General features: G+C 62.8%; 23 protein-coding genes. 15 read left to right on the forward strand and 8 right to left on the reverse strand.

What is annotated here, in order from left to right; genetic code table 11:
* The first annotated feature begins 15 nt into the window (after positions 1-15).
* The 5 genes from manD (at position 16) to ACZ5G6_RS02555 (ending at position 6,773) form a co-directional block, all read left to right on the forward strand.
* Entirely contained in the window at positions 16-1,245 is a 1,230-nt protein-coding gene (gene manD, locus ACZ5G6_RS02535; protein ID WP_498689165.1) for a D-mannonate dehydratase ManD, read from the forward strand.
* Positions 1,246-1,607: 362 nt separating this feature from the next.
* Positions 1,608-2,732, forward strand: a complete 1,125-nt coding sequence (gene chvE / locus ACZ5G6_RS02540) for a multiple monosaccharide ABC transporter substrate-binding protein (RefSeq protein WP_224093994.1) — start codon at positions 1,608-1,610, stop codon at positions 2,730-2,732.
* 112 nt (positions 2,733-2,844) lie between these two features.
* A complete protein-coding gene (gene mmsA, locus ACZ5G6_RS02545) occupies positions 2,845-4,374 on the forward strand; it encodes a multiple monosaccharide ABC transporter ATP-binding protein (protein ID WP_223935636.1) in 1,530 nt (509 codons plus the stop codon).
* 5 nt (positions 4,375-4,379) lie between these two features.
* The gene (gene mmsB / locus ACZ5G6_RS02550) at positions 4,380-5,663 is read left to right on the forward strand and encodes a multiple monosaccharide ABC transporter permease (protein WP_223935637.1); all 1,284 of its coding nucleotides are present in this window, start codon (positions 4,380-4,382) and stop codon (positions 5,661-5,663) included.
* 96 nt (positions 5,664-5,759) lie between these two features.
* Positions 5,760-6,773: a LacI family DNA-binding transcriptional regulator gene (locus ACZ5G6_RS02555; RefSeq protein ID WP_498689169.1), complete on the forward strand. Its 1,014-nt coding sequence runs from the start codon at positions 5,760-5,762 to the stop codon at positions 6,771-6,773.
* On the opposite strand, the gene ACZ5G6_RS02560 is transcribed toward ACZ5G6_RS02555, so the two are convergent.
* From ACZ5G6_RS02560 to ACZ5G6_RS02575, 4 genes are all read right to left on the reverse strand, one after another.
* Positions 6,774-7,541: a maleylpyruvate isomerase family mycothiol-dependent enzyme gene (locus ACZ5G6_RS02560; RefSeq protein ID WP_498689172.1), complete on the reverse strand. Its 768-nt coding sequence runs from the start codon at positions 7,539-7,541 to the stop codon at positions 6,774-6,776.
* The gene (locus tag ACZ5G6_RS02565; RefSeq protein WP_498689174.1) at positions 7,541-8,365 is read right to left on the reverse strand and encodes a fumarylacetoacetate hydrolase family protein; all 825 of its coding nucleotides are present in this window, start codon (positions 8,363-8,365) and stop codon (positions 7,541-7,543) included. Before ACZ5G6_RS02565 ends, ACZ5G6_RS02560 begins: the two co-directional genes overlap by 1 nt.
* Positions 8,365-9,492, reverse strand: coding sequence for a cupin domain-containing protein (locus ACZ5G6_RS02570; RefSeq protein ID WP_498689176.1), 1,128 nt, complete (start codon positions 9,490-9,492; stop codon positions 8,365-8,367). Before ACZ5G6_RS02570 ends, ACZ5G6_RS02565 begins: the two co-directional genes overlap by 1 nt.
* Positions 9,493-9,589: 97 nt before the next feature.
* Entirely contained in the window at positions 9,590-10,411 is an 822-nt protein-coding gene (locus ACZ5G6_RS02575) for an IclR family transcriptional regulator (RefSeq protein WP_223935642.1), read from the reverse strand.
* 48 nt (positions 10,412-10,459) lie between these two features.
* Between ACZ5G6_RS02575 and ACZ5G6_RS02580 the strand changes: the two genes are divergently transcribed.
* From ACZ5G6_RS02580 to ACZ5G6_RS02595, 4 genes are all read left to right on the forward strand, one after another.
* Positions 10,460-11,743, forward strand: a complete 1,284-nt coding sequence (locus ACZ5G6_RS02580) for an MFS transporter (protein ID WP_223935643.1) — start codon at positions 10,460-10,462, stop codon at positions 11,741-11,743.
* Positions 11,736-12,992 carry an FAD-dependent oxidoreductase gene (locus tag ACZ5G6_RS02585; RefSeq protein WP_223935644.1) on the forward strand — a complete coding sequence of 419 codons (1,257 nt, stop codon included), beginning with the start codon at positions 11,736-11,738 and terminating at the stop codon, positions 12,990-12,992. Before ACZ5G6_RS02580 ends, ACZ5G6_RS02585 begins: the two co-directional genes overlap by 8 nt.
* Before the next feature lie 55 nt (positions 12,993-13,047).
* Complete coding sequence (gene pyrE, locus ACZ5G6_RS02590; RefSeq protein ID WP_223935645.1) at positions 13,048-13,632, forward strand: orotate phosphoribosyltransferase; 585 nt, start codon at positions 13,048-13,050, stop codon at positions 13,630-13,632.
* Between the two features lie 72 nt (positions 13,633-13,704).
* The gene (locus tag ACZ5G6_RS02595; RefSeq protein WP_498689180.1) at positions 13,705-14,841 is read left to right on the forward strand and encodes an alpha/beta fold hydrolase; all 1,137 of its coding nucleotides are present in this window, start codon (positions 13,705-13,707) and stop codon (positions 14,839-14,841) included.
* 94 nt (positions 14,842-14,935) lie between these two features.
* Here ACZ5G6_RS02595 and ACZ5G6_RS02600 read toward each other — a convergent pair whose 3' ends face one another.
* On the reverse strand, positions 14,936-15,658 hold the full coding sequence (locus tag ACZ5G6_RS02600; protein WP_498689182.1) for a tyrosine-protein phosphatase: 723 nt from the start codon (positions 15,656-15,658) through the stop codon (positions 14,936-14,938).
* A gap of 17 nt (positions 15,659-15,675) precedes the next feature.
* On the reverse strand, positions 15,676-16,506 hold the full coding sequence (locus ACZ5G6_RS02605; protein ID WP_223935648.1) for an HAD-IIA family hydrolase: 831 nt from the start codon (positions 16,504-16,506) through the stop codon (positions 15,676-15,678).
* A gap of 290 nt (positions 16,507-16,796) precedes the next feature.
* On the opposite strand from ACZ5G6_RS02605, the gene ACZ5G6_RS02610 reads away from it, so the two are divergent.
* The 4 genes from ACZ5G6_RS02610 (at position 16,797) to ACZ5G6_RS02625 (ending at position 21,267) form a co-directional block, all read left to right on the forward strand.
* A complete protein-coding gene (locus ACZ5G6_RS02610) occupies positions 16,797-18,080 on the forward strand; it encodes a hypothetical protein (protein WP_498689184.1) in 1,284 nt (427 codons plus the stop codon).
* Between the two features lie 39 nt (positions 18,081-18,119).
* On the forward strand, positions 18,120-18,806 hold the full coding sequence (locus tag ACZ5G6_RS02615) for a TrmH family RNA methyltransferase (RefSeq protein ID WP_498689186.1): 687 nt from the start codon (positions 18,120-18,122) through the stop codon (positions 18,804-18,806).
* 148 nt (positions 18,807-18,954) lie between these two features.
* Positions 18,955-20,175, forward strand: a complete 1,221-nt coding sequence (locus ACZ5G6_RS02620) for an integrase core domain-containing protein (protein ID WP_223933130.1) — start codon at positions 18,955-18,957, stop codon at positions 20,173-20,175.
* A gap of 159 nt (positions 20,176-20,334) precedes the next feature.
* On the forward strand, positions 20,335-21,267 hold the full coding sequence (locus ACZ5G6_RS02625; RefSeq protein WP_498689188.1) for a putative endonuclease domain-containing protein: 933 nt from the start codon (positions 20,335-20,337) through the stop codon (positions 21,265-21,267).
* A gap of 84 nt (positions 21,268-21,351) precedes the next feature.
* On the opposite strand, the gene ACZ5G6_RS02630 is transcribed toward ACZ5G6_RS02625, so the two are convergent.
* Positions 21,352-22,572 carry an integrase core domain-containing protein gene (locus ACZ5G6_RS02630; protein ID WP_223933130.1) on the reverse strand — a complete coding sequence of 407 codons (1,221 nt, stop codon included), beginning with the start codon at positions 22,570-22,572 and terminating at the stop codon, positions 21,352-21,354.
* Positions 22,573-22,840: 268 nt separating this feature from the next.
* On the opposite strand from ACZ5G6_RS02630, the gene fbaA reads away from it, so the two are divergent.
* Both fbaA and ACZ5G6_RS02640 read left to right on the forward strand, forming a co-directional pair.
* The gene (gene fbaA / locus ACZ5G6_RS02635; RefSeq protein WP_223935653.1) at positions 22,841-23,860 is read left to right on the forward strand and encodes a class II fructose-bisphosphate aldolase; all 1,020 of its coding nucleotides are present in this window, start codon (positions 22,841-22,843) and stop codon (positions 23,858-23,860) included.
* Positions 23,860-24,282, forward strand: a complete 423-nt coding sequence (locus ACZ5G6_RS02640) for a DUF3151 domain-containing protein (RefSeq protein WP_223935654.1) — start codon at positions 23,860-23,862, stop codon at positions 24,280-24,282. The genes fbaA and ACZ5G6_RS02640 overlap by 1 nt, the downstream gene beginning before the upstream one ends.
* A gap of 147 nt (positions 24,283-24,429) precedes the next feature.
* On the opposite strand, the gene ACZ5G6_RS02645 is transcribed toward ACZ5G6_RS02640, so the two are convergent.
* Complete coding sequence (locus tag ACZ5G6_RS02645) at positions 24,430-25,062, reverse strand: uracil-DNA glycosylase family protein (RefSeq protein ID WP_223935655.1); 633 nt, start codon at positions 25,060-25,062, stop codon at positions 24,430-24,432.
* Positions 25,063-25,437 lie beyond the last annotated feature (375 nt).

The following is a 25,437-nucleotide window of genomic DNA, read 5'->3' on the forward strand; positions in this document are numbered from 1 at the left end:
GAAGGACCCAAGACCATGAAAATCATTGCCGCTGAAGTCTTCGTGACCAGCCCCTCCCGCAACTTCGTCACGCTGCGCATCACCACCGAGGACGGCGTGACGGGCATTGGCGACGCGACGCTCAACGGCCGGGAACTCGCCGTCGCCGCATACCTCAAGGAGCACGTCGCGCAGCTGTTGATCGGCAAGGATCCGCACCGGATCGAGGACACGTGGCAGTTCCTTTACCGCAGCTCCTACTGGCGCCGTGGCCCCGTGACCATGGCGGCGATTGCCGCCGTCGATATGGCGTTGTGGGACATCAAGGGCAAAGTGGCCGGCATGCCGGTGTACCAACTCCTGGGCGGCGCGTCGCGCAATGGGCTGCGCGCCTACGGCCATGCCTCGGGCTCGGACATTCCGTCGTTGTTCGACTCCGTCCGCGAGCACCTGGAGCTGGGCTACAAGTCCATCCGCATCCAGACCGCGGTCCCCGGCATCAAGGCCGTCTACGGTGTCGCCGCCCAGGCCCAGGCCTCAGGTGAACGTTACGACTACGAGCCCGCAGGCCGCGGCGCTTTCCCGCAGGAAGAAGACTGGGATACCCGGGCTTATCTTCGCCACCTGCCCACCGTCTTTGAAGCCGTGCGGAACGAGTTCGGCCCGGAGATCCCGCTGCTGCACGACGGCCATCACCGCATGACACCCATCCAGGCCGCCAAGCTTGGCAAGGCCTTGGAGCCGTATGACTTGTTCTGGTTGGAGGATTGCACGCCTGCCGAGAACCAGGAGGGCCTGCGCCTGGTCCGCCAGCACACCACCACGCCGCTGGCTATCGGTGAAATCTTCAACACCGTGTGGGATTACCAGACGCTCATCAAGGAACAGCTGATCGACTACGTCCGCGCGGCTTCCACACACTTCGGCGGGATCTCGCCCTTGAAGAAGGTCATGGACTTCGCAGCCCAGTACCAGATCAAGTCCGGATTCCACGGGCCCACTGACATCTCCCCGGTGGGCTTCGCCGCGCAGCTGCACGTTGGCCTGGCCATCCACAACTACGGCATCCAGGAATACATGCAGCACTCCGACAAGACCAACGAGGTCTTCCAGCAGTCCATGACCTTCAAGGACGGATATTTGCACCCCGGGGACGAGCCCGGCATCGGCGTCGAGTTCAACGAGGAAGCAGCCGCCGCCTACCCGTACCAGCAGGCATACTTGCCCTACAACCGGCTCGTGGACGGCACTGTACATGACTGGTAAGCGTGCATGACTGGTAAAGCATGCATGACTGGTAAAGCATGATTGTTGAGCCCGGCACTGCCCACAAAGCGGTGCCGGGCTCTTCCTCGCCCATCGAACGGGAACGCGCCAATTGTGAACGCTAACAACGATTCAAGTCAAGTATTCTTGGCAAGCTTCTGCACTTGGTAGGGCCGTGTGCGAATTGTGATCTAATCCACTTGACCGACGGTATTGTTAGCGTTCACAATGGCAGTCGTATCACCTTGAAGTGGCATGTGCCGCCCCCAGCACACAGGCCAACCCAGCTTCACCGTGCCGGACGCGCAGATGCTCCGGCTGCATCAGAGTTCGCGGCAATGCTGCCGCGGAAGGAGAGCATCGTGAGATTAAAGAAACTCCTGGGCGCCGTAGCGGTTGTCCTTACCTTGACCGTGGGAGCCACGGGCTGCGGTAGCCGCGGAGGAGCTGCCGAATCCAGCAGCACCGCCAAGCCCAGCGATTCGCTGGTGGGCATTTCGATGCCGACACAGACGTCCGAGCGTTGGATTGCCGATGGCGCCAACGTTGAGAAGTCCTTGAAGGACCTTGGGTACAAGACCGACCTTCAGTTCGCCAACGATGACATCCCTACGCAGGTTTCCCAGATCGAGAACATGCTGACCAAGGGCGCCAAGGCCCTGATCATCGCAGCAATTGATGGCACCACGCTGACTGACGTCCTGGCCAAGGCCAAGGAACAGAACGTCAAGGTCATCGCCTACGACCGCCTCATCAACGGCACACCAAACGTTGATTACTACACCACCTTTGACAACTACACCGTTGGTGTCCAGCAGGCTACTTCGCTGCTCACCGGCCTGGGCTTGGTGGATGCAAGCGGCAAGAAGGTTGACGGCAAGGGCCCGTTCAACGTGGAGCTCTTCGCTGGAAGCCCGGATGACAACAACGCCAACTTCTTCTGGACTGGCGCCATGGACACCCTCAAGCCCTACCTCGACGCCGGCACCTTGAAGGTTCCCAGCGGCCAGACCAAGTTCGAGCAAGCAGCCATCCTGCGCTGGCAGGCACCTGTGGCGCAGAAGCGCATGGAAGATATCCTGACCTCGGCTTACAGCTCCGGCACCAAGCTGGACGGCGTGCTCTCCCCGTATGACGGCCTTTCCATCGGCATCATCTCGGCCCTGACCAGCACTGGCGGCTACTCCACCGGTAAGCTGCCGGTTGTGACCGGCCAGGACGCCGAGAAGGGCTCAGTGAAGTCCATCATCGCCGGCGAGCAGTACTCGACGATCTTCAAGGACACCCGCCAACTCGGTGCACAGGCCGTGAAGATGGTTGACGCCGTACTCAAGGGCAACGAACCGGAAACCAACGACACCAAGACCTACAACAACAAGGTCAAGGTTGTTCCGGCCTTCCTCCTGAAGTCCGTCATTATCACCAAGGACAACTACAAGAAGGAACTCATCGACTCGGGCTATTACAAGGAATCCGACGTCAAGTAAGCATTTCCTTCGGGTTGTGGCCCTGCCGCCAAGCGGGGCGGGGCCACAACCCACCATGAGCCGGCCGAATCCCCGGCCAGGCCAAGTTCCAACCAGTCAGTGGGAATTGACGATGAACGTACCCATTCTTCAAATGCGAGGAATAACCAAGACCTTCCCCGGGGTCAAGGCCCTTCAGGACGTCACCCTGGACGTGAACCGCGGCGAAGTCCATGCCATCTGCGGAGAGAACGGCGCCGGGAAATCCACCCTGATGAAGGTGTTGTCCGGCGTGTACCCGCACAACTCCTTTGACGGCGACATCCTCTTTGAGAACGAACCCTGCGAATTCAACAGCATCTCGGACAGCGAGAAGCGCGGGATTGTGATCATCCACCAGGAGTTGGCCCTTAGCCCGTACCTTTCCATCGCGGAGAACATCTACCTTGGCAACGAACTGGCAAACAATGGCTGGGTGGATTGGCGAAAAACCAACCTCGAGGCCGCCAAACTGCTTGCCCGTGTGGGATTGAGCGAAAACCCCGTCACGCCCATCCAGCACATCAGTGTTGGCAAGCAGCAGTTGGTGGAGATTGCCAAGGCGCTTTCCAAGGAGGTGAAGCTCCTCATCCTGGATGAGCCAACCGCTGCTCTGAACGATGAAGACTCGGACCACCTGCTGGACCTCATCCTGCACCTCAAAGGCCAAGGCGTCACCAGCATCATCATCAGCCACAAACTCAACGAGATCCGCAAGGTGGCTGACGCCGTCACCATCATCCGCGATGGCAAGTCCATCGAGACCCTTCGGCTGGACCAGGGCCAGATCACCCAGGAGCGCATCATCCGCGGCATGGTGGGACGCGATCTCGAAAGCCTCTATCCGGACCGGACCCCGAACATCGGTGAGGAAGTCCTGCGCATTGAAGACTGGACGGTGCAGCACCCCCAGGACCACAGCCGGATTGTGGTGCACAACGCCAACCTGAATGTGCGCAAGGGCGAAGTGGTGGGCCTGGCTGGCCTGATGGGCGCTGGCCGTACCGAGCTGGCCATGAGCGTGTTCGGCCGGACGTACGGACGCGCCGTTTCGGGCAAGGTCTATAAGTACGGCGAAGAGATCAACACTTCCACTGTTTCCGACGCGATCGACCATGGCATTGCCTATGCCACCGAGGACCGCAAGCACTATGGCCTGAACCTGATTGAGGACATCAAGCGCAACATCTCCATGGCGGCACTGAACAAACTGGCCAAACGCGGCTGGGTTGATGGCAACAAGGAGACCACCGTTGCCAACCATTACCGGAAGAGCATGAACATCAAGGCGCCGTCAGTGGCAGCTATCACCGGCAAGCTCTCGGGCGGCAACCAGCAGAAGGTCGTGCTGAGCAAGTGGATGTTCTCGGATCCGGACGTTCTGATCCTGGATGAACCGACCCGGGGCATCGATGTCGGCGCCAAGTTCGAGATTTACACGATCATCAATGAGCTGGCAGCCGCCGGGAAAGCCGTCATCGTCATCTCCTCGGAGCTACCGGAGCTCCTGGGCATTTGCGACAGGATCTACACGCTGTCCGCAGGTCACATCACTGGCGAGGTCCCCATCGCCGAGGCCACCCAGGAAACACTCATGCACTTCATGACTCAAGAGAAGGAATAGCCAACATGTCCGCCCTACGAGAATCCCTTGGCTTCCTCACAAGCCGCCTCCGCCAGGTTGGCATCTTCGTCGCCCTGATCCTGATCGTTATCCTTTTCCAGGTCCTGACCAACGGCATCCTGCTCGAACCCCAGAACGTCAGCAACCTGGTGGTCCAGAACAGCTACATCCTGATCCTTGCCATAGGCATGGTGATGGTTATCATCGCCGGCCACATCGATCTCTCCGTCGGATCCATCGCCGGGTTCATCGGTGCTGTTGCCGGTGTGATGATCGTGCACTGGGGCTGGGCGTGGTGGCTGGCCATCCCGGCCTGTCTCCTGGTAGGTGCCTTGGTGGGTGCCTGGCAGGGCTACTGGATTGCCTACGTGGGCATTCCCGCCTTCATCGTCACCCTGGCCGGTATGCTCATCTTCCGCGGCCTGACGCTGATCACGCTGAAGAACCAGCAGATCACCCCGTTCCCCAACGAGTTGCGGGCGCTCGGTGGCGGCTTCCTCCCGGATATTTCCGGCGGCACATCCGTACTGGAATGGCTGACGGTCATTCTTGGTGTGGGCGGCACGGCAGCGATTCTCTTCCAGGCCATCAAGGAACGCCGGGTCCGGCGCAAGTTCAACCTGGAGAATGAGCCGATGGCGTGGTTTGCCGTCAAGAATGGCTTCATCGCTGTGCTGATGCTCATCATCACGTTCCTGCTGGCCAGCTATCGTGGAACGCCGATCGTGCTGATCGTGCTGGCAGTCCTCGTGATCCTCTACTCGGCTTTGATGAACAACAGCATCTTCGGGCGCCACACTTACGCCATTGGTGGCAACCTCCATGCAGCAGAACTCTCCGGCATCAAGACCAAGAAGGTAACCTTCCGGCTGTTCGTCAACATGGGCGTCCTCGCCGCGTTGGCTGGCTTGGTGTTCACGGCACGACTGAACTCGGCCCAGCCCGCAGGCGGTACCGGCTTTGAACTGGACTCCATTGCGGCCGCCTTCATCGGTGGCGCGGCCGTCCAAGGCGGCATCGGTACCGTTGCGGGAGCAATGATCGGTGGCCTCATCATGGGTGTCCTGAACAACGGCATGTCCATCCTGGGCCTTGGGACCGACTACCAGCAGCTCATCAAGGGCCTGGTTCTCCTCCTTGCAGTCGGCTTCGATATCTTCAACAAGAACCGGACCGGTGCCGGTGGAGGATCATCCATCGGCCGCCGCTTCAAGTGGAAGACCACGCCTCCCGCTACCGAAGCTACGAAACCTGCCGCGACAGAGCCTGTGCGGGTCGACGCGAAGTAGGTCAGGATGTCCCGCGGCGTTCCAGCGCCACCACCATCATCACGGCCCCGGGCAATGCCCGGGGCCGTGCCTGGAATACCGGCAAGGCCACCGGTCATGGGGGACGTAGCCAAGTTGGCTGGGGTCTCGCACCAGACCGTTTCCCGTGTCCTGAACAACCACCCGAACGTCAGCGGGAAGACCAAGGAACGCGTGGAATCGGCCATCGCCAGCCTGGGTTACCGGCGCAATACAGCAGCGCGCAGCCTGGTGACGCGACGTTCCCGGACGATCGGCGTGCTGGCCTGCGAAACCGGCCAGTACGGACCAGCTAATACCTTGCTGGGAGTCGAGCAGGCGGGAAGGGAAGCAGGCTATTTCGTCAGCATCGCCAATCTCCGCGAGGTGACGGGCGAGAGCATCAACGATGCGATCGCGCACTTCCGCAACCAGTCCGTGGAGGGGGTGGTCATCCTCGTCCCGCATCCGGATGTCCTCGCTGCTTTAAGTGACGTCAGCGTTCCCTTTCCCGTGGTCGCCGTTGGTGCAGGAACGGGAACACAACTGACGGGCGCTTCACTGAATCAGCGTTTGGGAGCGCGGCTGGCAGTGGAGCATCTCATCGGGCTTGGTCACCGCCACATTGGGCATATTTCCGGGCCACCGCATTGGATTGACGCCGCTGAGCGAATCACGGGATGGCGGGAGGCACTCGCCAGTGCTGGCCTGGAGGCCGACGTCCTCCTTCAAGGGGCATGGGACGCCGCGTCCGGGTACCAGGCCGGGTTGGAGCTCATTGAGCAACGCAGCCACGACGAAAAGCCCGCCGTTACCGCCGTCTTTGTCGCGAACGACCAAATGGCCGTTGGCGTCCTTCGCGCCCTCCAGGAAGCCAATCTGCGGGTGCCTGTCGACATCAGCGTGGTTGGCTATGACGACCAGCCTGAAGCCGCGTTCTTCCTGCCTCCGCTGACTACCATCAAACAGGACTTTGAAGAGCTCGGCCGCCGTTGCATGTCCGCAGTACTCCACCAGCTGGAAAGCGATGGCGGCAATGAGGAGCAGATCGTCAATCCCCGTCTGGTGATCCGCTCGACTACGGCGCCGCCAACTCCACCTGCCGCGTTGTAGTTAGATCCAAGCCGGCGCGGCCGGGACTTCCTGCGTCGGGGCGCCCGGTCCGGCGGCGGTGACGCCGCTGTTGCCGCGGCCCGCGGCCCATTCGACGACGGCGGGCAGGGCTCCCGTGATGATCGTCGGGTCTGCAGCGGTGGTGTCGCCGAACGTGAGCCCGGCGCCGTTCCCGGCAGTGCCCATGACTTTGACCAGAAGCCCCGCATCCGTGCCGCGGGTTTTCCAAGCGCCGGTGATGTCTTTGAGCAGACGTTCGAGGACGGGTGCTGGGATGTCGTTGAATGTGGCCCCGTTGTCCAGGTCCACGGCGTGGATCCACACTTCGCGGGTGCGCATCCAGACTGTTTCCGATGCCGGGACGGTCCGGCCTTGGGCTGTGCGGACTTCGCGGGCCCAGTTCGCGTCGGGGAGGTCGCGCCATTCCACGGACAGGTGCACGGCGGAGTGGTCGAAGAGGTTCCGCAACGCAATCGGGGACAGGGTGGCGCCGAAGTTGATTTCCTGGTTTCGCGCCTCGGGGGAGGCATACATGGGCGTCTCCACACCGGTGGCAGCCCATTCCACGAGCCGGGCGATCGCGCGAGCGTTGTAGCCCACGTGTGCTACTACGTGGCGGCGGGTCCAGCCCGGGAGGCGGGTACCGGCGTCGAGCTCCGCGTCGGTGAGTTCGTTGAGTTTGCGGGCGAAGAACGCGGTGCCGCGCCGGGCCTGCAGGAGGTCTTCCTGCAGGCCCGGATCGGTGGCGAGGTCGTGGCGGGCGACCATCAGGCTTCCTTGACCACGCGGTTGCTCAGCTGGCCCAGGCCCTCGATGGTGGTGACCAGGATCTGGCCTTCCTGCAGGTACCGCTTGGGGTCCTGGGCGTGGCCGACGCCGCCGGGGGTGCCGGTCGCGATCACGTCCCCGGGGTTGAGCGTGATGATGGTGGAGATGTAGGAGACCAGGAACTCGGGGGTGAACACGAGGTCGCCGGTGGGGGTGGACTGCTGGATTTCGCCGTCCACGGCGGAGGTCATCAGCGGCCCGGCGGTGAACTCGTCCTTGGTGACCAGGGCCGGGCCGAACGGCGTGGAGTTCTCCCAGGTCTTGCCTTGCAGCCACTGGATGGTGCGGAACTGGTAGTCGCGCATGGAGATGTCGTTCAGGACCGCGTACCCGGCAATATGCTCGGCTGCCTGCGCTTCGGGGATGCGGCGGCCCTTCTTGCCGATGATCACGGCGAGTTCGGCTTCCCAGTCCACGGTGTCCGATTCCTGCGGCAACGCCAGGTCATCGTTGGGGCCGATCAAGGATTCCTGGTATTTGGCGAAGAGGGTGGGGTACTCGGGGATCTCCCGGCCCATTTCCTTGATGTGGTTGCGGTAGTTGTGGCCCACGCAGATGATCTTCCCCGGTGACGGCACGACGGCGGCCAGGTCGGCGCCGTCGAGCGCATGGGTTGCGCCGTTGGCCGCCGCAGCGGTGGTTTCCCAGGCGGGATCGGCCAACAGCGCGCCGACGTCGGCGAAGCCGGGGATCTCGGTGAGGGTCTCGCCGTCCTGGCGGACGGCCTGGGTTCCCGTTTCAGTGCGGAGGGTGAGGAGTCTCATTACTTGCGTCCTTCGGTGTAGCTGCGGTTGAAGTTCAGTCGTTCGAAGATGGGGGCGTCGCTGAACCGGAAAAGATCAAACTGTGTGTCTGCTTGCAGGGACCATTCCTGCCAGGACGGGACCACGAACAGGTCGCCCTTGGCCAGCTGCTTGGTCTCGCCGTTCAGGACTGCGGTGCCGGTGCCTTCGAAGACCTGCCACACACTGGAACCAACCTCCCGCAATGGTTCGGTGGTCGCGCCGGCACGGAGGCGGTGGAACTCGGCGCGGATGGTGGGCATGACGTCCCCGCCGGTGGTGGGGTTCGAGTACCGGATGGCGGCGTGGCCCTGGGACACCGTGGCCGGATGGCCCTCATCCTCCAGCAAAAGCTGCTCGCGGAGGGCGGCGTCGGTGTGTTCCCACCGGTAGGCGGCGATGGGAGAGTTGGTGGTGTCATCCAGCCCGGAGAGCGGACGCAGGCCGGGGTGGGCCCAGAGACGCTCGGACCGCGAAATGTCAGGCGTGGCCTCGTCCGTGACGCGCTCGGTGCCGAACTCGAAGAACCCGGCGTCCGCGTAGTGCACGAACGGGATATCCAGGCCGTCGATCCATGCCATGGGCTGGTCGGTGTCGTTGTGGTGGCCGTGGAAGTTCCAGCCAGGGGTGAGCAGGAAATCACCGCGGCGCATCGCCACGGGATCGCCGTTCACCACGGTCCACACGCCTTCGCCTTCGACGACGAAACGGAACGCGTTCTGGGAGTGCCGGTGCTCCGGGGCCGTCTCGTGGGCACCCAGATACTGGATCGCCGCCCACAACGTCGGCGTCGCGTACGGGGTGCCGGCCAGGCCCGGGTTCGCCAGGGCGATGGCGCGCCGCTCACCACCCCGGCCAACGGGCACCAGGTCCCCGGCACGCGCGGCAAGCGGGTACAGGTCATTCCAACGCCACACGTGCGGGACGGCCTTCGGAGTCGGGACCATCGGCATCAGATCACCGATCTCCGTCCACAACGGGATCAGGTTCTCCGCCTCGAAGTCCTTGTACAGCTGGTCCAGCTGCGCCTGTTCCTCGGGGGTCGGCTCCGGTAGGGCGTGGCTGGCGGCCACAGATTCATGAGTCGTGTTCTCGGCGCTGATGGACACGTAGGCCTCCTCTATAGGGTCAGAACAGTTGTTGGTGTAGTTCGACCCTACGGACGGATGCGGGTGGACCCGAGGATATTCTGTTGTGCAGAATCTTCTATTCGGGTTCTGCCGGGTTGGCTGCGATGTCGATCTCCAGCTGCCGGCAGGTTTCCCGGAGGGCGGCGACCAAACCGGCGTCGAACACTTTGCGGAACCGGGTGGCAGGCGTGGCGACGCTGAGCGCCCCAACTATCTGCCCGTGCCGGTTATGGACGGCCATCCCGAGGGCGCTGACTCCTTCCTCTGTGCCCTCGAAGTTGGCTGCGAAGCCGTTGTTCCGGATGCTGTCCAGTTCGCGGATAAACGCGGCGTACTCTGCGTCCGGGATCGTGTCGCCGCCGATTTCGGCATTCTGGCTGCGGAAGAGTTGTTCGATCATCGCGGGTTCCAGCTCGGCGAGCATCGCCTTCCCGCCCGAGGTCTTGTCCGCTGGCATGACGGTCCCCTGACGGTCTCCGATACGCAGGACGTTGCTGCCTTCCACTGTTGCGAGGAAGCGGACCTTGGTGCCCACGCGGACCATCAGGTTGACCGTCTCATCGAGCCGTGCGGACAGGAGTTCCATGTGCGGCAGCGCCAAATCCCTCAGCAGCCTGGTCCAGCTCAGGCCGGCGGGCCCGACGCCCATGGCTGGTCCCGGGACATAGCGGCGGTTCTCGTCCTGGACCGCGAAGCCCCGGTAAACGAGCATTGCCAGGAGCCGATGGGCCGTTGAGGGAGCCACTCCGAGCTCTGCTGCTGCGTCCTTGAGGCGGAGCGCGCCGCCGTCACGGAGGAGCTGGAGGAGCTGCAAGGCGTTGTCTACTGCCTCAATGGAATACGTGGGCCGCTTCTGTACGGGCTTCCGGTTGGACTGGGTGGCTGGCTTGTTCTGCACAACAGAATTCTATGGTGCTTCGGTTGCTGTTCACCTGACAGTGGTGGGATGAATCACACACTCCCCGCTGCAGCGTCGCAACGGCCTACTGCAGACCTTGGCCACATGGCCCCACGCTTCTCCAAGGGCTCGGCACTCGCCGTGCTGGTCTGCTGGCTGCTGGTGGTCTTCGACGGCTACGACCTCATCGTCTACGGCACCGTGCAGTCCTCCCTGATTTCCGAAACCGGTTGGGGCCTCACCAAGGCAACAGCAGGGACCATCGGATCCATGGCGTTCCTCGGCATGATGATCGGTGCCATCTTCGCGGGCCGCATGGCCGACTCGTGGGGTAGGCGCAAAACCATCCTCGGCTGCGCGATCGCCTTCTCGGTGTTCACGGTCCTCTGCGCCTTGGCACCCAACGCGGCTGTCTTCGGAGCGTTGCGGCTCCTCGCCGGGATCGGACTCGGCGGGTTGGTGCCGTCGGCCAACGCGTTGGTGGCTGAACTGGTCCCGGCCAAGTGGCGCTCCACGATTGCCACACTGATGATGTCCGGCGTCCCGATCGGTGGATCCATCGCCGCGTTGGTAGGCATCCCCATGATTCCTGCCTTCGGGTGGCAGTCCATGTTCCTGGTGGCTGTGGTGGCACTGGTGATCGTGGTGCCGCTGGGGCTGAGGTACCTTCCGGAGACGCTCGTATCCACAGGATCCGTCAGCAAGGACTTCAAAGAGCCCGCCGGCTTCGGCTCCCTGCTCCGCGCACCCTATCTGGGTGTCAGCATGCTCTTCGCCTTGGCTACCATCGCCACGTTGTTCGCCTGGTACGGGTTGGGCACATGGTTGCCCAACCTCATGCAATTGGCTGGCTACAACCTGGGGTCGGCGCTGACCTTCGCCCTGGCCCTGAACCTCGGCGCAGTCGCCGGCTCGGTCATCACCGCTTGGGCGGGTACACGCTTCGGTCCGATTCCGACGGCGATAGCGGCAGCCGCGGTAGCTGCCGTGGGGCTTTCGGTCCTGTTGGCCGGCCCGCCGGTCACGGTGGTGTACGTCGCCTTGGTGCTTGCCGGCGTCGGAACCCACGGCACGCAGTGCCTCATTATCGCTGCGGTAGCCAGCCACTATCCAGATCACTTGCGGGGGACCGCACTTGGCTGGGCGCTCGGCACCGGGCGCATCGGCGCCGTCGTTGCGCCGCAGGTGGGTGGCCTCCTGCTGGCCGCCGGTCTCGGCGTCAACTCCAACTTCCTCGCGTTCGCCGGCGCCGCCGCCATTGCAGCGGTCCTGTTGGCCGCCGTCGGACTCAAAATCAAAACCAAAATCTCCCAAGGAGCAAGCAATGTCTGAGTACACCATGTCCACCGATGTCCTGGTTGTGGGAGGGGGTATGGCCGGGCTGGCCGGAGCCCTGGCCCTGCGTGAAAACGGCGCCAACGTCACGCTCGTGGAACGGGCACCGGAATTCGGCGAGGTAGGCGCGGGCTTGCAGATGGCCCCCAATGCTTCCCGGGTCCTGAAACGCTGGGGTTTGCTGGAGAAGGCGCTGGAGATCGGAGTCCAGCCCAAGCACCTGGTGTTCCGCGACGCAATCACGGGCGACGAACTAACGCGCCAGAGCCTGAAGGGCGAGTTTGAGGAGCGCTACGGCGCCCCGTACGTGGTGATCCACCGCAGCGACCTGCACCGCGTGCTGCTCGAAGGATGTGAAGCGGCCGGCGTGAAGCTGGTCAACGACGTCATGGTGGACAGCGTTGAAACCGTGAACGGACGCGGTATTGTCCACACCGCGGCTGGTGTGGACTATGAAGCAGATGTGGTGATCGGTGCCGATGGGCTCAAATCAACACTGCGGCCGCTCGTGGCAACAGACCAGCCCGTTTCCTCCGCTTACGTTGCCTACCGTGGCACGGTGCCCATCACTGCGGAAACCCCCGCCACGGATCTGGAGGACGTTGTTGTCTACCTCGGCCCGGACTGCCACCTGGTGCAGTACCCGCTGCGCAAGGGCGAACTGCTCAATACTGTGGCCGTCTTCAAATCGCCGTCGTTTGAGCGCGGTGAAGAACAGTACGGGGGAGTGGACGAGCTCCAGGCCGCCTACAAGGACTGCGTCCCCGCCGTGCAAGCTGCGCTCGCGAACCTCGGCACGGGCATTCGGTGGCCCATGTACGATCGCGATCCGATCGAAAACTGGGTTGCCGGCCGCATGGTCCTGATGGGCGACGCCGCACACCCCATGCTCCAGTACCTGGCGCAGGGCGCCTGCCAGGCCCTCGAAGACGCGGCGGTTCTCCAGGACGTCAGCAACGGTACGGTCTTCACCGCCGACGGCGTCAACCCTGACGCGTGGGACGAGGCCATTCGCTCCTTCAACTCGGTCCGGGCCGCCCGAACCGCCCGCGTCCAGCGCACGGCACGGATCTGGGGAGAGTCCTGGCACGTGTCCGGAGTGGCCCGGGTGCTGCGGAACCTGCTGTTCAAGAGCCGCAAGGACAACGACTTCCAGTACAACGACTGGCTGTACGCCGGCAACGTCGACGGTAGCCCCGCCTTGGTGGCGGCGCCTTCGAGTCAGACTGACCGGATTCCCGCCTGAAATGGTGGATTCCGTCTGAAATGGAAGACCCGGTGCCTTACGTAGAATAGAAGCCATGACTTCCACCAGTACCCCCGCAGCAGACACTGCAACTGCCCGTGCCCGCCTTCTTGAACTCATCAAAGAGTTGGCGGTGGTCCGCGGAAAAGTGATCCTCTCCAGCGGCAAGGAAGCTGACTACTACATCGACCTCCGCCGCATCACCCTGCATCACGAGGCCTCCAAACTGGTGGGTCAGGTCATGTTGGCAATGATCGACGACGCCGGGATCCCGGTTGAGTGCGCTGGCGGGCTCACCATGGGTGCCGATCCCGTAGGTACCGCTGTTATGCACGCCGCCGCCGACGCTGGCCGTGCCGTGGACGCCTTCGTTGTCCGCAAGGCCCAGAAGTCGTACGGCATGGGCCGCCAGGTGGAAGGTCCCTCAGTTGAGGGCCGCAACGTGGTTGTCCTCGAGGACACGTCCACCACCGGCGGGTCCGCACTGACCGCCGTCGAGGGTGTCCGTAAGGCCGGTGGCAACGTAGTGGCCGTCGCCGTGATCGTGGACCGCAACACCGGCGCCAAAGAGAAGATCGAAGCCGAAACCGGCGTGCCCTACCTCTTTGCCTTCGGCAAAGACGAACTGGGCCTCGACTAGGCCCCGTTCCACACTCTGAACAGGCACGATGCGGGACTGTAAGGCAGTGTCCGCGAAGCCTATGCTAGCTGCGTGGACGTTCAAGTAGGGAAGCTCACGGCACCGCCGGAGGTGAACGAAAACCTCCCGGCGCAGGACTCCCGTGCGCCAGGGGCCGGGCCGGAGAATGCTGGGGATCCGGGCGATTGGGCCCGGATCCTGCCGCAGGTCGCCCGCATTAAACGGTCGTCGCGGCGCAACTTCCTCATCGCTGCCGGGGTTTCGGTGGCGCTGGCCGGGGACATGCTGTTTACGCGGCGCGTTCAGGCCGAGCGGCGAGCCACCAAGATCCTGCGCGTTCCGGACTCCTACTCGGATCTGTACTTCCCGAAGGCCAGCTGGATTCTCTTTCCCGGGTACAAGACCAGCTGGGAGGAGGCCCAGTGGATCCTCAACTCACTGCGCCCTGCACTGCACCAGCGTGGCCGCCTTGCCGCCGTCGGTTATTCCAACCTGGGCCTGGACGTTGACGAGATCGTCCGCGAACTCATTCTTCACGTCCGCGAGCTCGGGTTGGAGAAGCTGTACTTCTACGGCCACAGTTTTGGTGGGATGCTTGCCACGCAAGTCGCGGCCCGCCTGCTGGAGCTGCACGGTGTTGAGACCCAGCTGATTGTCCTCGATTCCAGTCCCTTCAGCCGCGCCGACGTGCTTGATCAGAGCTGGTTCGACGGCGTGGTGTTCCTTTATGAGAATGGCTTCCGCGTACCCTCCGTGCTCCGTGGCGGCTATGAACTGGGGGAGCGCGTGGTGCACAAGGACGAGCGCACTTGGCGGCAGATCCTGGATCAAAGCCTCGAACAGCTCTCGCCGATTGCTCCCTCCAGCGTGCTCATCCAGACGGAGTCGGCGTACATCTACCACTTCGACGGCCTGCGATTCGCCGGCAAAATCGGTTCGGCCAAAATGGCATTCCTCGGCAACACCAAGGACAACACGGTCCACTACGAGTCCGCACGCGCGGGGTGGAGCAAAGTCTTCGCGCCCAATATGGCGATGCCGGTCCTCAGCACAGAGGGTGCCCGCCCTGCCCATGCGAGCCCGCAATGGAGTGCCGATGTTTACAGGCCCCTGTTGGAGCGGGTCCAGAATGAGCTGGAGCCGTTGCCGCCTGCACCCGAGGAGCCGTCGTACCAGGAACCAAGTGGACGGGTCATCCGGCCGGCATAGGTTTTATTGGCAGCTTAGGTTTTCCTGGGGCGTGGCTTCCTGACCCTGTTTGGGCGCGGTGGGTTTGGGGATGGGGGGTTTGGGCGTGGTGGGTTTAGGCGCGCAGTGATTCAACCTCGACGGCGGTGAGGCCCCCCTCGCGCAGGAAGCCGCGGGCGTCCCCGAACTCCCGCGCGAAGCCCACCAGGAAATGCCGGATCGCCGCTTCCGGGCTCTGCAGGATCATAAGGTCAGCGCTGAAGTACTGGGCAGGCGTGGATGGGACGTGCAGCCGCCACGTCTCGGCCATGACCTGCAGCAGGTTGGGAAGGTTCCTGGTGGTGGCCGTGTAATCCTTCACCACGGCCTCGTCCGATGCACCGGCCGCCATGAGCGCGATCGCAGAAACCACTCCTGTCCGGTCCTTGCCCAGCGAACAATGAACCAGCGTGCGCTTGCCTTCCACCACAGGACGCAGGGCATCGGCAACCCACTCGGGGCGGACCCGGATCCAGCCCAGATACAGATCCCCCAAATCCTCCGGAGTCTCCACCGCCTGGAGCGACCCCGCCACGGCGTTGGGATCCAAGGGGTTGTGGATAAGCTCGACGGCGGTACTCTCGCCCGCGCCGTCGGGCTTGGTCGCGTTCGGAGCGGCGGAGCCGTTCGGAACCAACCACGGAACCAAGGAACGCTCAAGCTCGCTGCGCAGGTCCATGATGGCTTGGATGCCGTGCTCCGCCAGAAACCCTGACGTCGCTGCGGCATCCAAGCCAAACGGCTGGCTCCCCCTCAGTATCCGGCCGCCGGCCAGAGGACGGAGATTGAGCACAGCCATGACGGGACTCCTTGGTTTTAGATCTGGCTCTTGAGGTCCGCCACGGAGCTCAGGATCTGGTTGGGACGGAACGGGAAGGACACGATTTCCTCACGCTGCGTGATGCCGCTAAGCACCAGGACAGTGTGCAATCCCGCTTCCATGCCGGCCACGATGTCCGTGTCCATGCGGTCGCCGATCATGGCCGTGGTCTCCGAGTGGGCGTCGATCTGGTTCATGGCAGAGCGGAACATCATGGGGTTCGGCTTGCCCACAATGTAGGGTTCGCGGCCCGTGGCCTTGGTGATCATTGCTGCTATGGCGCCGGTTGCCGGCATGGGGCCGTCCTTGGAGGGGCCGGTTGCGTCAGGGTTGGTCGCGATGAAACGGGCGCCAGCCAGGATGTGCCGGACGGCCATGGTGATCGCTTCGAAAGAGTACGTGCGGGTCTCGCCGAGTACCACGAAGTCAGGTTCGGTGTCCGTAAGGATGAATCCGGCCTCGTGCAGGGCGGTGGTGAGGCCTGCCTCGCCGATGGTGTACGCGCGGTTGCCGGAATCAGAGGACTGGACCTGGTCCTTGAGGAACTGGGCGGTGGCCAGCGCGGACGTCCAGATGTTCTCTTCCGGAACTTCCAGTCCGGAGGCCCGGAGCCGTGCTGCGAGGTCGCGCGGGGTGAAGATGGAATTGTTGGTCAGCACAAGGAAGCGCTTGGACGTATCCACCCAGCGCTGGATGAGCTCGGCTGCTCCGGGGATTGCCTGGTTTTCATGAACCAGCACGCCGTCCATGTCCGTGAGCCAGCATTCGATTTCGTGGCCGTTCCGGTAAACCGACGCGGACGTGTGGGGCGTGGATTCTTCTGCCATATTTGCCTCCGGCTGGGGTTGGTCATGCACTGCCTCCCAGTCTTTCATTATTCGGGCGGGGAGACATCCCGTGTCCCTGATGGCGCCGCCTGGATCTTTCGTGTGACTTGCCTTGGATGCCGTGGACTGCACTACGCTTGGGGCGGCGCAGGCGTGCCACCACCGTGGGTCGGGGGATCGACATGGTGGATTTTTTGTGTCGCCCGCACTTCAGCAGGTCCCCTGTACTGGATCGACAACCGGTTATTCCCAGATACGCCGGTACTCAACGCGTTTGAAAGGGCCTGTCAATGAGCAACAACAATGGAGTGCCGCAGCCTCCTTACAACCCCGCGGGCGTGCCGCAGCCGCGGTACGACACCGGGCAGGATCAATATCGGCAGTATCAGCCGGGCCAGACCCAGCCGCTGTATCAGCCGGAAGCGCAGCAGCCTGCTGCAGCGCAGCCCGAGGTGCCGCAGCAGCATGCACCCACCCAGGCTTTCTCCGCACAGCAATTCCCAACCCAGCAATTCCCAACGCAGCAATTCCCAACCCAGCAGGGCCACGCTGACGGCGAGTACGCGGAAACCGTCCACCGTTACCCGCAAACGCAGCCCGGCCAGCCCGGTCCCGGTATCCCGACGCCGGGCAGCGGCTACTCTGGCCAGCCCGGCTACCCAGGTCAGCCTGGCGGACCCGGCCAGCCTGGTGGACCCGGCCAGGGCTCGGGCGACCACAACAAGAAGGCGCTGTTCCTGATCCTCGGCGAGATCGCCGTCGTCGTGATCATTGCGCTGGTAGTCGTGTTCGCCTGGCTGATTCCTTCGGTGACAAAGCCCGTGGCCGTGGAGTCTCCCGTGCCTTCCGTCAGTGCATCCGACGAAGCTTCCGACGCAGCGGCCGAGCCTTCGGAGGACCCGTCTGCGGAGCCTTCAGGCGAGGCAACCGCCTCCTCGGAGATTCCGGAGGGTGCCATCCCGCTGCCCAGCGTGTGGGAAGAATTCGCAGGCCCAACGAACGTTCCGGCCGATGGCGATCCCTCGTTCAGCAAGTGGGTCACGGGGGAATCTTCCTTCCAGTACTTGGCCGAGTGGACCCATGACGAGTCCTTCGGGATCACCAAGGACCCCACCACTGGTGAAGAAATCCAGAAGAAGGCCCAAGGCACCGTGGAGGCGGACGGCGACGGGATTGCCCTCGCGTACGCGTTCTTCGCTGAGTCCGACGAAGGTAAGTTTGGCAAGGATCCGAAAGAGATCAAGGCTGCCATCGAGGACATCGAAGCCAGGTACAAGGGCATGACCGCCACGGAACTGCCCCAGAACCTGGTGGGCCACAAGTGCACCTCGGACTTCAAGACCTCGATGCCCGAGATCCGCGAGTTCCGCCGTGGCGCCGCTGTGGTTATTGGCTTCACCTGCACCAACGCGCGCGGCGAAGAAATCCAGGCAGTCAACCTCTTCTCAGTGACACCGTGGGGAACTCCGCAGATGCTGGGCGTCAGCGGGCACAAGACCTACTGGGATGCCCACCCAGGCCTGATGGAGCAGTTGGCCAACTCGTACCGCATCAACAAGTGGAAGATGGTCTAGGCGCTCGGGCCAAGACCGGGGCAGGGCTAAAGTTGAGGGGTGACTGACCTTCCCCCCAACACAGCCCTGCCCACTCCCGAGGTTCCTCCAGCGGACGGCGAGGCTGAAGCGAAGCCGGAGGTCGGCGTCGGGCCTTGGGAAGGCGAGTGGCCGGTGGGCGAGCACTGGGATCCGGACCTGTTGAGGGACGGTGACCGCCGCAACGTGGTGGACCAGTACCGGTACTGGAAGCACGAGGCGATCGTGGCGGACCTGGATTCCAAGCGGCACGAATTCCACATCGCAATCGAGAACTGGCAGCACGACCTCAACATCGGCACGGTTGTTCGTACCGCCAACGCGTTCCTCGCCAAGGAGGTCCACATCATCGGACGACGCCGGTGGAACCGTCGCGGGGCCATGGTCACTGACCGCTACCAGCACGTCCGCCACCACCCCACTGTTGAGGAATTTGTCCAGTGGGCGCAGGGGGAGGGGCTTGCCGTGATCGGCATCGATATCTTCCCGGATTCCGTGCCGCTGGAGACCTACGACCTCCCGGAAAAGTGCGTCCTGGTGTTCGGGCAGGAAGGCCCGGGCCTCACGCCCGAGGTCCATGAGGCCGCTGTTGCGACGCTTTCCATCGAGCAATTCGGCTCCACGCGTTCCATGAATGCTGCCTCCGCTGCGGCTATCGCGATGCACGCCTGGGTGCGCCGGCACGTGTTCAAGCAGCCCGTCTCGTAGCCCTCCCGCCGAGTTGGCATTTGATGACAGTCCCGCAGCTCGGGATTGTCTGTGGAGTCTCATGACTTAATGGACACTTCTGTCTCAGGACATCGTGGACAGTGTGTCTCGGGACATCGTGGGCACTTGTGCGGGTTTTGCTCGTTCCATGAGCGAACTCAAACCCGATATGAAGGTCCGGTATCTTGTCGCCTCGTGGCCTGAGGAGAGTCCTCGAGGTGCCGTGGCAGCCTTCTGCCGCGAGCACAACGTCTCACGGTCTTGGTTCTATAAGGTCAGGGCCGCTGCGGTGTCGGGTGGGCCGGCACAAGCGATGGCTATGCGTTCGACCAAGCCACGTACCAGCCCTAACGCTACTCCCGCAGGGGTCACCGCGTTGGCTTTGCATGTGAGGGAAGCGTTGGAGGCCCAAGGCCATGACCATGGGCCTTTGAGCGTTCAGGCAAGGATGCGCCGGGACGGTGTGGAACCGCCGTCCCGGGCAACGCTTGCCCGGCTCTTTACCAAGGCCGGCATGGTGGTTCCGGAGCCGCGGAAGAAGCCTCGAAGCGCTTACCGCCGGTTCGTATATCCCGCACCGAACTGTTGCTGGCAGATCGACGCCACGGAATGGCAGCTGGAAAACGGGCGGAAGGTTGTGATTTTCCAGCTCATTGATGATCATTCACGCTTGGCCTTGGCGTCACTGGTTGCGGCCGGAGAAACGAGCGAAGCGGCCCTGCGGGTGGTCAAACATGCCATCAGTAAACACGGGGTTCCCCGGAAGTTTCTCTCCGACAACGGCATGGCCCTGAACCCCACACGCAGGGGACGAAGCGGGGCATTGGTGGACTACCTGAGATCTCTCGGAGTCGAACCGATCACGGGCAAGCCCTACAAGCCCACCACCCAGGGCAAGAACGAACGATTCCACCGCACACTGCACCGGTTTCTGCACAAGCAAAAACCGGCTTCAACGATCAAGGATCTTCAAGCCCAGGTCGACACCTTCGACCACTACTACAACACCGAGCGTGAACATCAGGCACTGCCGGCCCGAATGACTCCCCAACAGGCTTGGGAAGCCACCGAGAAAGTGCCCGCCCCCTCGGTCCCCGTGATCTCTGAGATCAAAACCCAGATCCGGCGAACCGTACGAAGAACCGTCAGCCGCCTGGGCGTCGTCACGGTCGTGGGCACGCACTTCCAAGTAGGCAGAGACCGCGCCGGAGAAACAATCCACATCCTCTACGACGCACAACGCATCATGTTCTTCGACGGGCACGGAACCGAAATCATTTCCCATCCGCGCCCGCCAAGAGGAACCAAATACATAGGCAACAACAAACCCCGCGGCTTCATGGCGAACCAAGTGTCCACGACGTCATGAGACATACAGTGTCCACGAAGTCCTGAGACTCGAAGTGTCCTCAATGTCCTGAGACATGACACAGCTCGGGATTGTCATTAAGTGCCATCTCGATGAGCCCCGGAAGCTGCAGCCTGTGGATAACCTCCCGGAGGCCAGCCTGGGCAGCAAAAATGAGGCATGCGCAGAGCAATGCTTCCGGATCAGCTGACCGCGGGGTCCTTCTCTGTTCGCGCGTCGGACAAGGCTGGCGTGACCCGGTCCCGGACCCGTGCCAAGGATCTGCTGCTGGTATCCCGGGGGATCCGGATTCCGGCCCTGTCCGAGGCTTCCGGAGCCTCGGCCCTGCGGGCCTACACCGACCTGGATGATTCCTCCATCCTCGTCTCGTTATCGGCGGCCAGGATCTGGGGTGTCCCGTTGCCGGGCAATCGCAGCGGGGACTGGCGCATTCACCTCGCCCGGCGGAAGGGGTTTAGTTTTCCCCGTCGGGTCAACGTCGCGGGACACCTCCTTAGCCTTCTTCCAGAGGAGGCCGTTGAGTACGACGGCGTCAGGCTCACCTCGCCTGCGCGGACGTGGTTGGACTTGGCTTCACAGCTGGACTTGGAAGACCTGGTTGCAGCGGGCGATTTCCTCGTCTGCTCCCATGGCGAGGACTTCCCCGTCCCCAAAGCGGCTTTGTGCAGCATTGATGAACTGACGGAGATCGTGGGCCGCAATGCGGGCATGCGCGGAGTGCGGACGGCCCGTGCCGCACTGGGACTCATCCGTGTGGGGGCAGATTCTGCGCCGGAAACGCTGATGCGGTTGGCAGTAGTCGACGCGAACCTGCCGGAACCCGTGCTCAACCACATTGTCCGTGATGCCCTTGGCCGTCCAGTGTTGTGGCCGGACGCCGCCTACCTTGAGTACCGGATCTCCCTTCAATACGACGGACAACACCATGGCGGCGCAGACCAGCACCTCAGGGACATCCAACGCCAGGAAAACTCCCTCTCCCATGGCTGGCTGGAAGTCCGGATCTCCAAGCACGACCTCGAAGGTGAGCGGCCCGCCGTCGTACATAAAGTCCGCCGCGCGCTCCAAAGCCGCGGCTGGTGCGCGAGATGACACTTAATGACAATGGCAGCGCGTGTCATGTCTCAGGACATTGAGGACACTTCGAGTCTCAGGACTTCGTGGACACTGTATGTCTCATGACGTCGTGGACACTTGGTTCGCCATGAAGCCGCGGGGTTTGTTGTTGCCTATGTATTTGGTTCCTCTTGGCGGGCGCGGATGGGAAATGATTTCGGTTCCGTGCCCGTCGAAGAACATGATGCGTTGTGCGTCGTAGAGGATGTGGATTGTTTCTCCGGCGCGGTCTCTGCCTACTTGGAAGTGCGTGCCCACGACCGTGACGACGCCCAGGCGGCTGACGGTTCTTCGTACGGTTCGCCGGATCTGGGTTTTGATCTCAGAGATCACGGGGACCGAGGGGGCGGGCACTTTCTCGGTGGCTTCCCAAGCCTGTTGGGGAGTCATTCGGGCCGGCAGTGCCTGATGTTCACGCTCGGTGTTGTAGTAGTGGTCGAAGGTGTCGACCTGGGCTTGAAGATCCTTGATCGTTGAAGCCGGTTTTTGCTTGTGCAGAAACCGGTGCAGTGTGCGGTGGAATCGTTCGTTCTTGCCCTGGGTGGTGGGCTTGTAGGGCTTGCCCGTGATCGGTTCGACTCCGAGAGATCTCAGGTAGTCCACCAATGCCCCGCTTCGTCCCCTGCGTGTGGGGTTCAGGGCCATGCCGTTGTCGGAGAGAAACTTCCGGGGAACCCCGTGTTTACTGATGGCATGTTTGACCACCCGCAGGGCCGCTTCGCTCGTTTCTCCGGCCGCAACCAGTGACGCCAAGGCCAAGCGTGAATGATCATCAATGAGCTGGAAAATCACAACCTTCCGCCCGTTTTCCAGCTGCCATTCCGTGGCGTCGATCTGCCAGCAACAGTTCGGTGCGGGATATACGAACCGGCGGTAAGCGCTTCGAGGCTTCTTCCGCGGCTCCGGAACCACCATGCCGGCCTTGGTAAAGAGCCGGGCAAGCGTTGCCCGGGACGGCGGTTCCACACCGTCCCGGCGCATCCTTGCCTGAACGCTCAAAGGCCCATGGTCATGGCCTTGGGCCTCCAACGCTTCCCTCACATGCAAAGCCAACGCGGTGACCCCTGCGGGAGTAGCGTTAGGGCTGGTACGTGGCTTGGTCGAACGCATAGCCATCGCTTGTGCCGGCCCACCCGACACCGCAGCGGCCCTGACCTTATAGAACCAAGACCGTGAGACGTTGTGCTCGCGGCAGAAGGCTGCCACGGCACCTCGAGGACTCTCCTCAGGCCACGAGGCGACAAGATACCGGACCTTCATATCGGGTTTGAGTTCGCTCATGGAACGAGCAAAACCCGCACAAGTGCCCACGATGTCCCGAGACACACTGTCCACGATGTCCTGAGACAGAAGTGTCCATTAAGTCATGAGACTCCACAGACAATGGCAGCGCGTGGGATTGTCATTAAATGCCAACTCGGCGGAAGTGTTAAGAGCCCCAGTGACCCGAAACACGGCGTCCCGGCGGATATCGCTAGGATGGGTGCTAGCCGTAAGCGGTCTACTCCAGGGTTACCAACCCACAGACGAATTCAGCATAGGAGTCACCATGCCCATTGCAACCCCAGAGATTTACTCCGAGATGATCGACCGCGCCAAGGCTGGCGGATTTGCCTTCCCCGCCGTCAACGTGACGTCGTCGCAGACTCTGAACGCTGCGATCCGCGGTTTCGCCGAGGCCGAATCTGACGGCATCATCCAGGTTTCCACCGGTGGCGCAGCCTACTGGTCGGGCGCTTCGGTCAAGGACATGGTTGCCGGTTCCCTCGGCTTCGCCGCGTTCGCCCGCGAAGTTGCCAAGAACTACAACGTCAACATCGCCCTGCACACGGACCACTGCCCGCAGGACAAGCTGGCAGACTTCGTCCTGCCCCTGCTGGCCGCTTCCGAGGAAGCCGTGAAGGCCGGCAAGGACCCGATCTTCAACTCGCACATGTGGGACGGCTCGCACGAGACCCTCTCCGAGAACCTGCGCATCGGCCGGGAACTGCTTGAGCGTGCAGCTGCTGCGAAGATCATCCTCGAGGTCGAAATCGGCACCGTCGGTGGCGAGGAAGACGGCGTTGAGAACGAGATCAACGAGAAGCTCTACACCACCACCGAAGACGCCCTCGCTACCATCGAGGCCTTGGGTGCCGGCGAAAACGGCCGTTACCTGACCGCCCTGACCTTCGGCAACGTGCACGGCGTGTACAAGCCGGGCAACGTGAAGCTCCGCCCCGAACTGCTCAAGCAGATCCAGGCTGAGGTTGGCGCCAAGATCGGCAAGGAAAACCCGTTCGACCTCGTGTTCCACGGCGGCTCCGGCTCCACGGAACAGGAAATCGCTGACGCCGTTTCCTACGGTGTCATCAAGATGAACATCGACACCGACACCCAGTACGCGTTCACCCGCCCGGTTGCCGGCCACATGTTCTCCAACTACGACGGCGTCCTGAAGGTCGACGGCGAAATGGGCAACAAGAAGACCTACGACCCCCGCGTCTGGGGCGCTGCCGCCGAGGCCGGCATGGCTGCGCGCATTGTCGAAGCAGCACAGCAGCTCGGATCGGTTGGCAAGACCTTCTAATGTCCGACGAATTCCGGAAGAACCTGATGGGGCCGGAGCCCACGCTCCTGCCCGCCGAAACCGAGGTCTACCAGCACCTGGCCCTCGGCAAGGAAGCGCTGGACCTCGTGGAGAAAAACCCCACGTCGTCCCTTCTGTGGGCAATCCTTGCCGAGGAAGCCTGGGCTGAGGGCCGGACCATCGACTCCTACGCTTACGCCCGGGTCGGCTACCACCGCGGACTCGACTCGCTCCGCCGCAACGGATGGCGCGGTGTCGGCCCCATTCCGTGGGAGCACGAGCCCAACCAGGGCTTCCTGCGTGCCCTCTACGCGCTGGGTCGTGCGGCAGCTGCTATCGGCGAACCTGAAGAGCCCGAGCGGATTGAGAAGTTCCTGAACGACTCGGACCCCAAGGCCAAAGCAGCGATCGAAGCCAGCTAAGGCGGTCACCGCGCCACTGCAGCAAACGACGACGGCGGCCCTCACCAAAAAGGTGGGGGCCGCCGTCATCGTTAGCTCGTTGTGGGGCCCGCTTTGCGTGCCTGGGCGCGTGCCAGGGGCGCAGAGCGGGCCCCGAAAGGCCGGAGACTAAGCCTTGCGCGGGATGCCCGTGCGCGCCATTGCCTCGGCGTAGGCGCCGTGGATGGCATCGAGGTATTCCTGCTGGCGGGCGGGTGTACCGGCGAAGGAGCGGCCACCAAGGGAACGGACCTTGAAGGTCTTGAATCCGCGCCGGGCGATGCTGGCAGGCGCGGCCTTCATCAATTGGTCGGCAAGGCGGTGTGCCTCATTGCCGTGTGCCACAAGTGCGGAAGTGCGAGGCAGGATGGCGAGCAGGCGCAGGAGCGGCTTGAGGCCTTCGGTGATGTTGGCCGGCGTCAGCTTGCCCGGTTCCTCGTTGGGCTCGATCCATGGGTACGCGTTCCACGGCATCATGAGCTCGGGGCGGAGACCCAACTGCCACTGCATGCCGAGCATCCGGGTGGTTGCTTCTTCGTCACCCGGGGTGATGAAACCCTCACCGGTGTTGGTGCGCTGGTTGGAGAAAAGGCTGACGATGCGGCAGTCATCCATGCTGTGGGCGGGGTCGATGTAGAGGACCTCGCTGCCCGGCTTCTGCTCCTTGATGGAGTCGCACAGCTCGTTGACCTCGGCGATGTGCGATTCGTAGCGGCGGTTCCAGAGGATTTCTTCGGGTGATTCAGTCGCCAGTTCTTGCATCAGGGGTTAGGTCTCCTAGGTGTTACAGCGCACCGTTCCAAGGGGGCCGCGGGCATGCCGCAGCCGAACCTCAAAGGGTGCTGTTGGGGGCTAACTAACCTTACCGGACTATGGGCGCGGCAGCACCCTGTTCCGGCGCGCCCTTAAATGAGACACGGCGTGTTGCCCAGCAGCGTGGCGCACGTCTCGACGGCGTAGGTGCTCCGCGTCGCCGTCGAGCCTGAACATTAACCCATCTGTGCAGGTCAGAGTCGTTGACTTTGACCTGCACAGATGATGGGTTGGGGCTAATGGTTTTGGGGGGAACCCATTCTGGAACCTCCGACGCCAGGTACGAGTCTTCGATCGAGCATCATTGGCATCATCTATCTCGGG

This window comes from Arthrobacter sp. TmtSoilC51, from assembly GCF_055388015.1.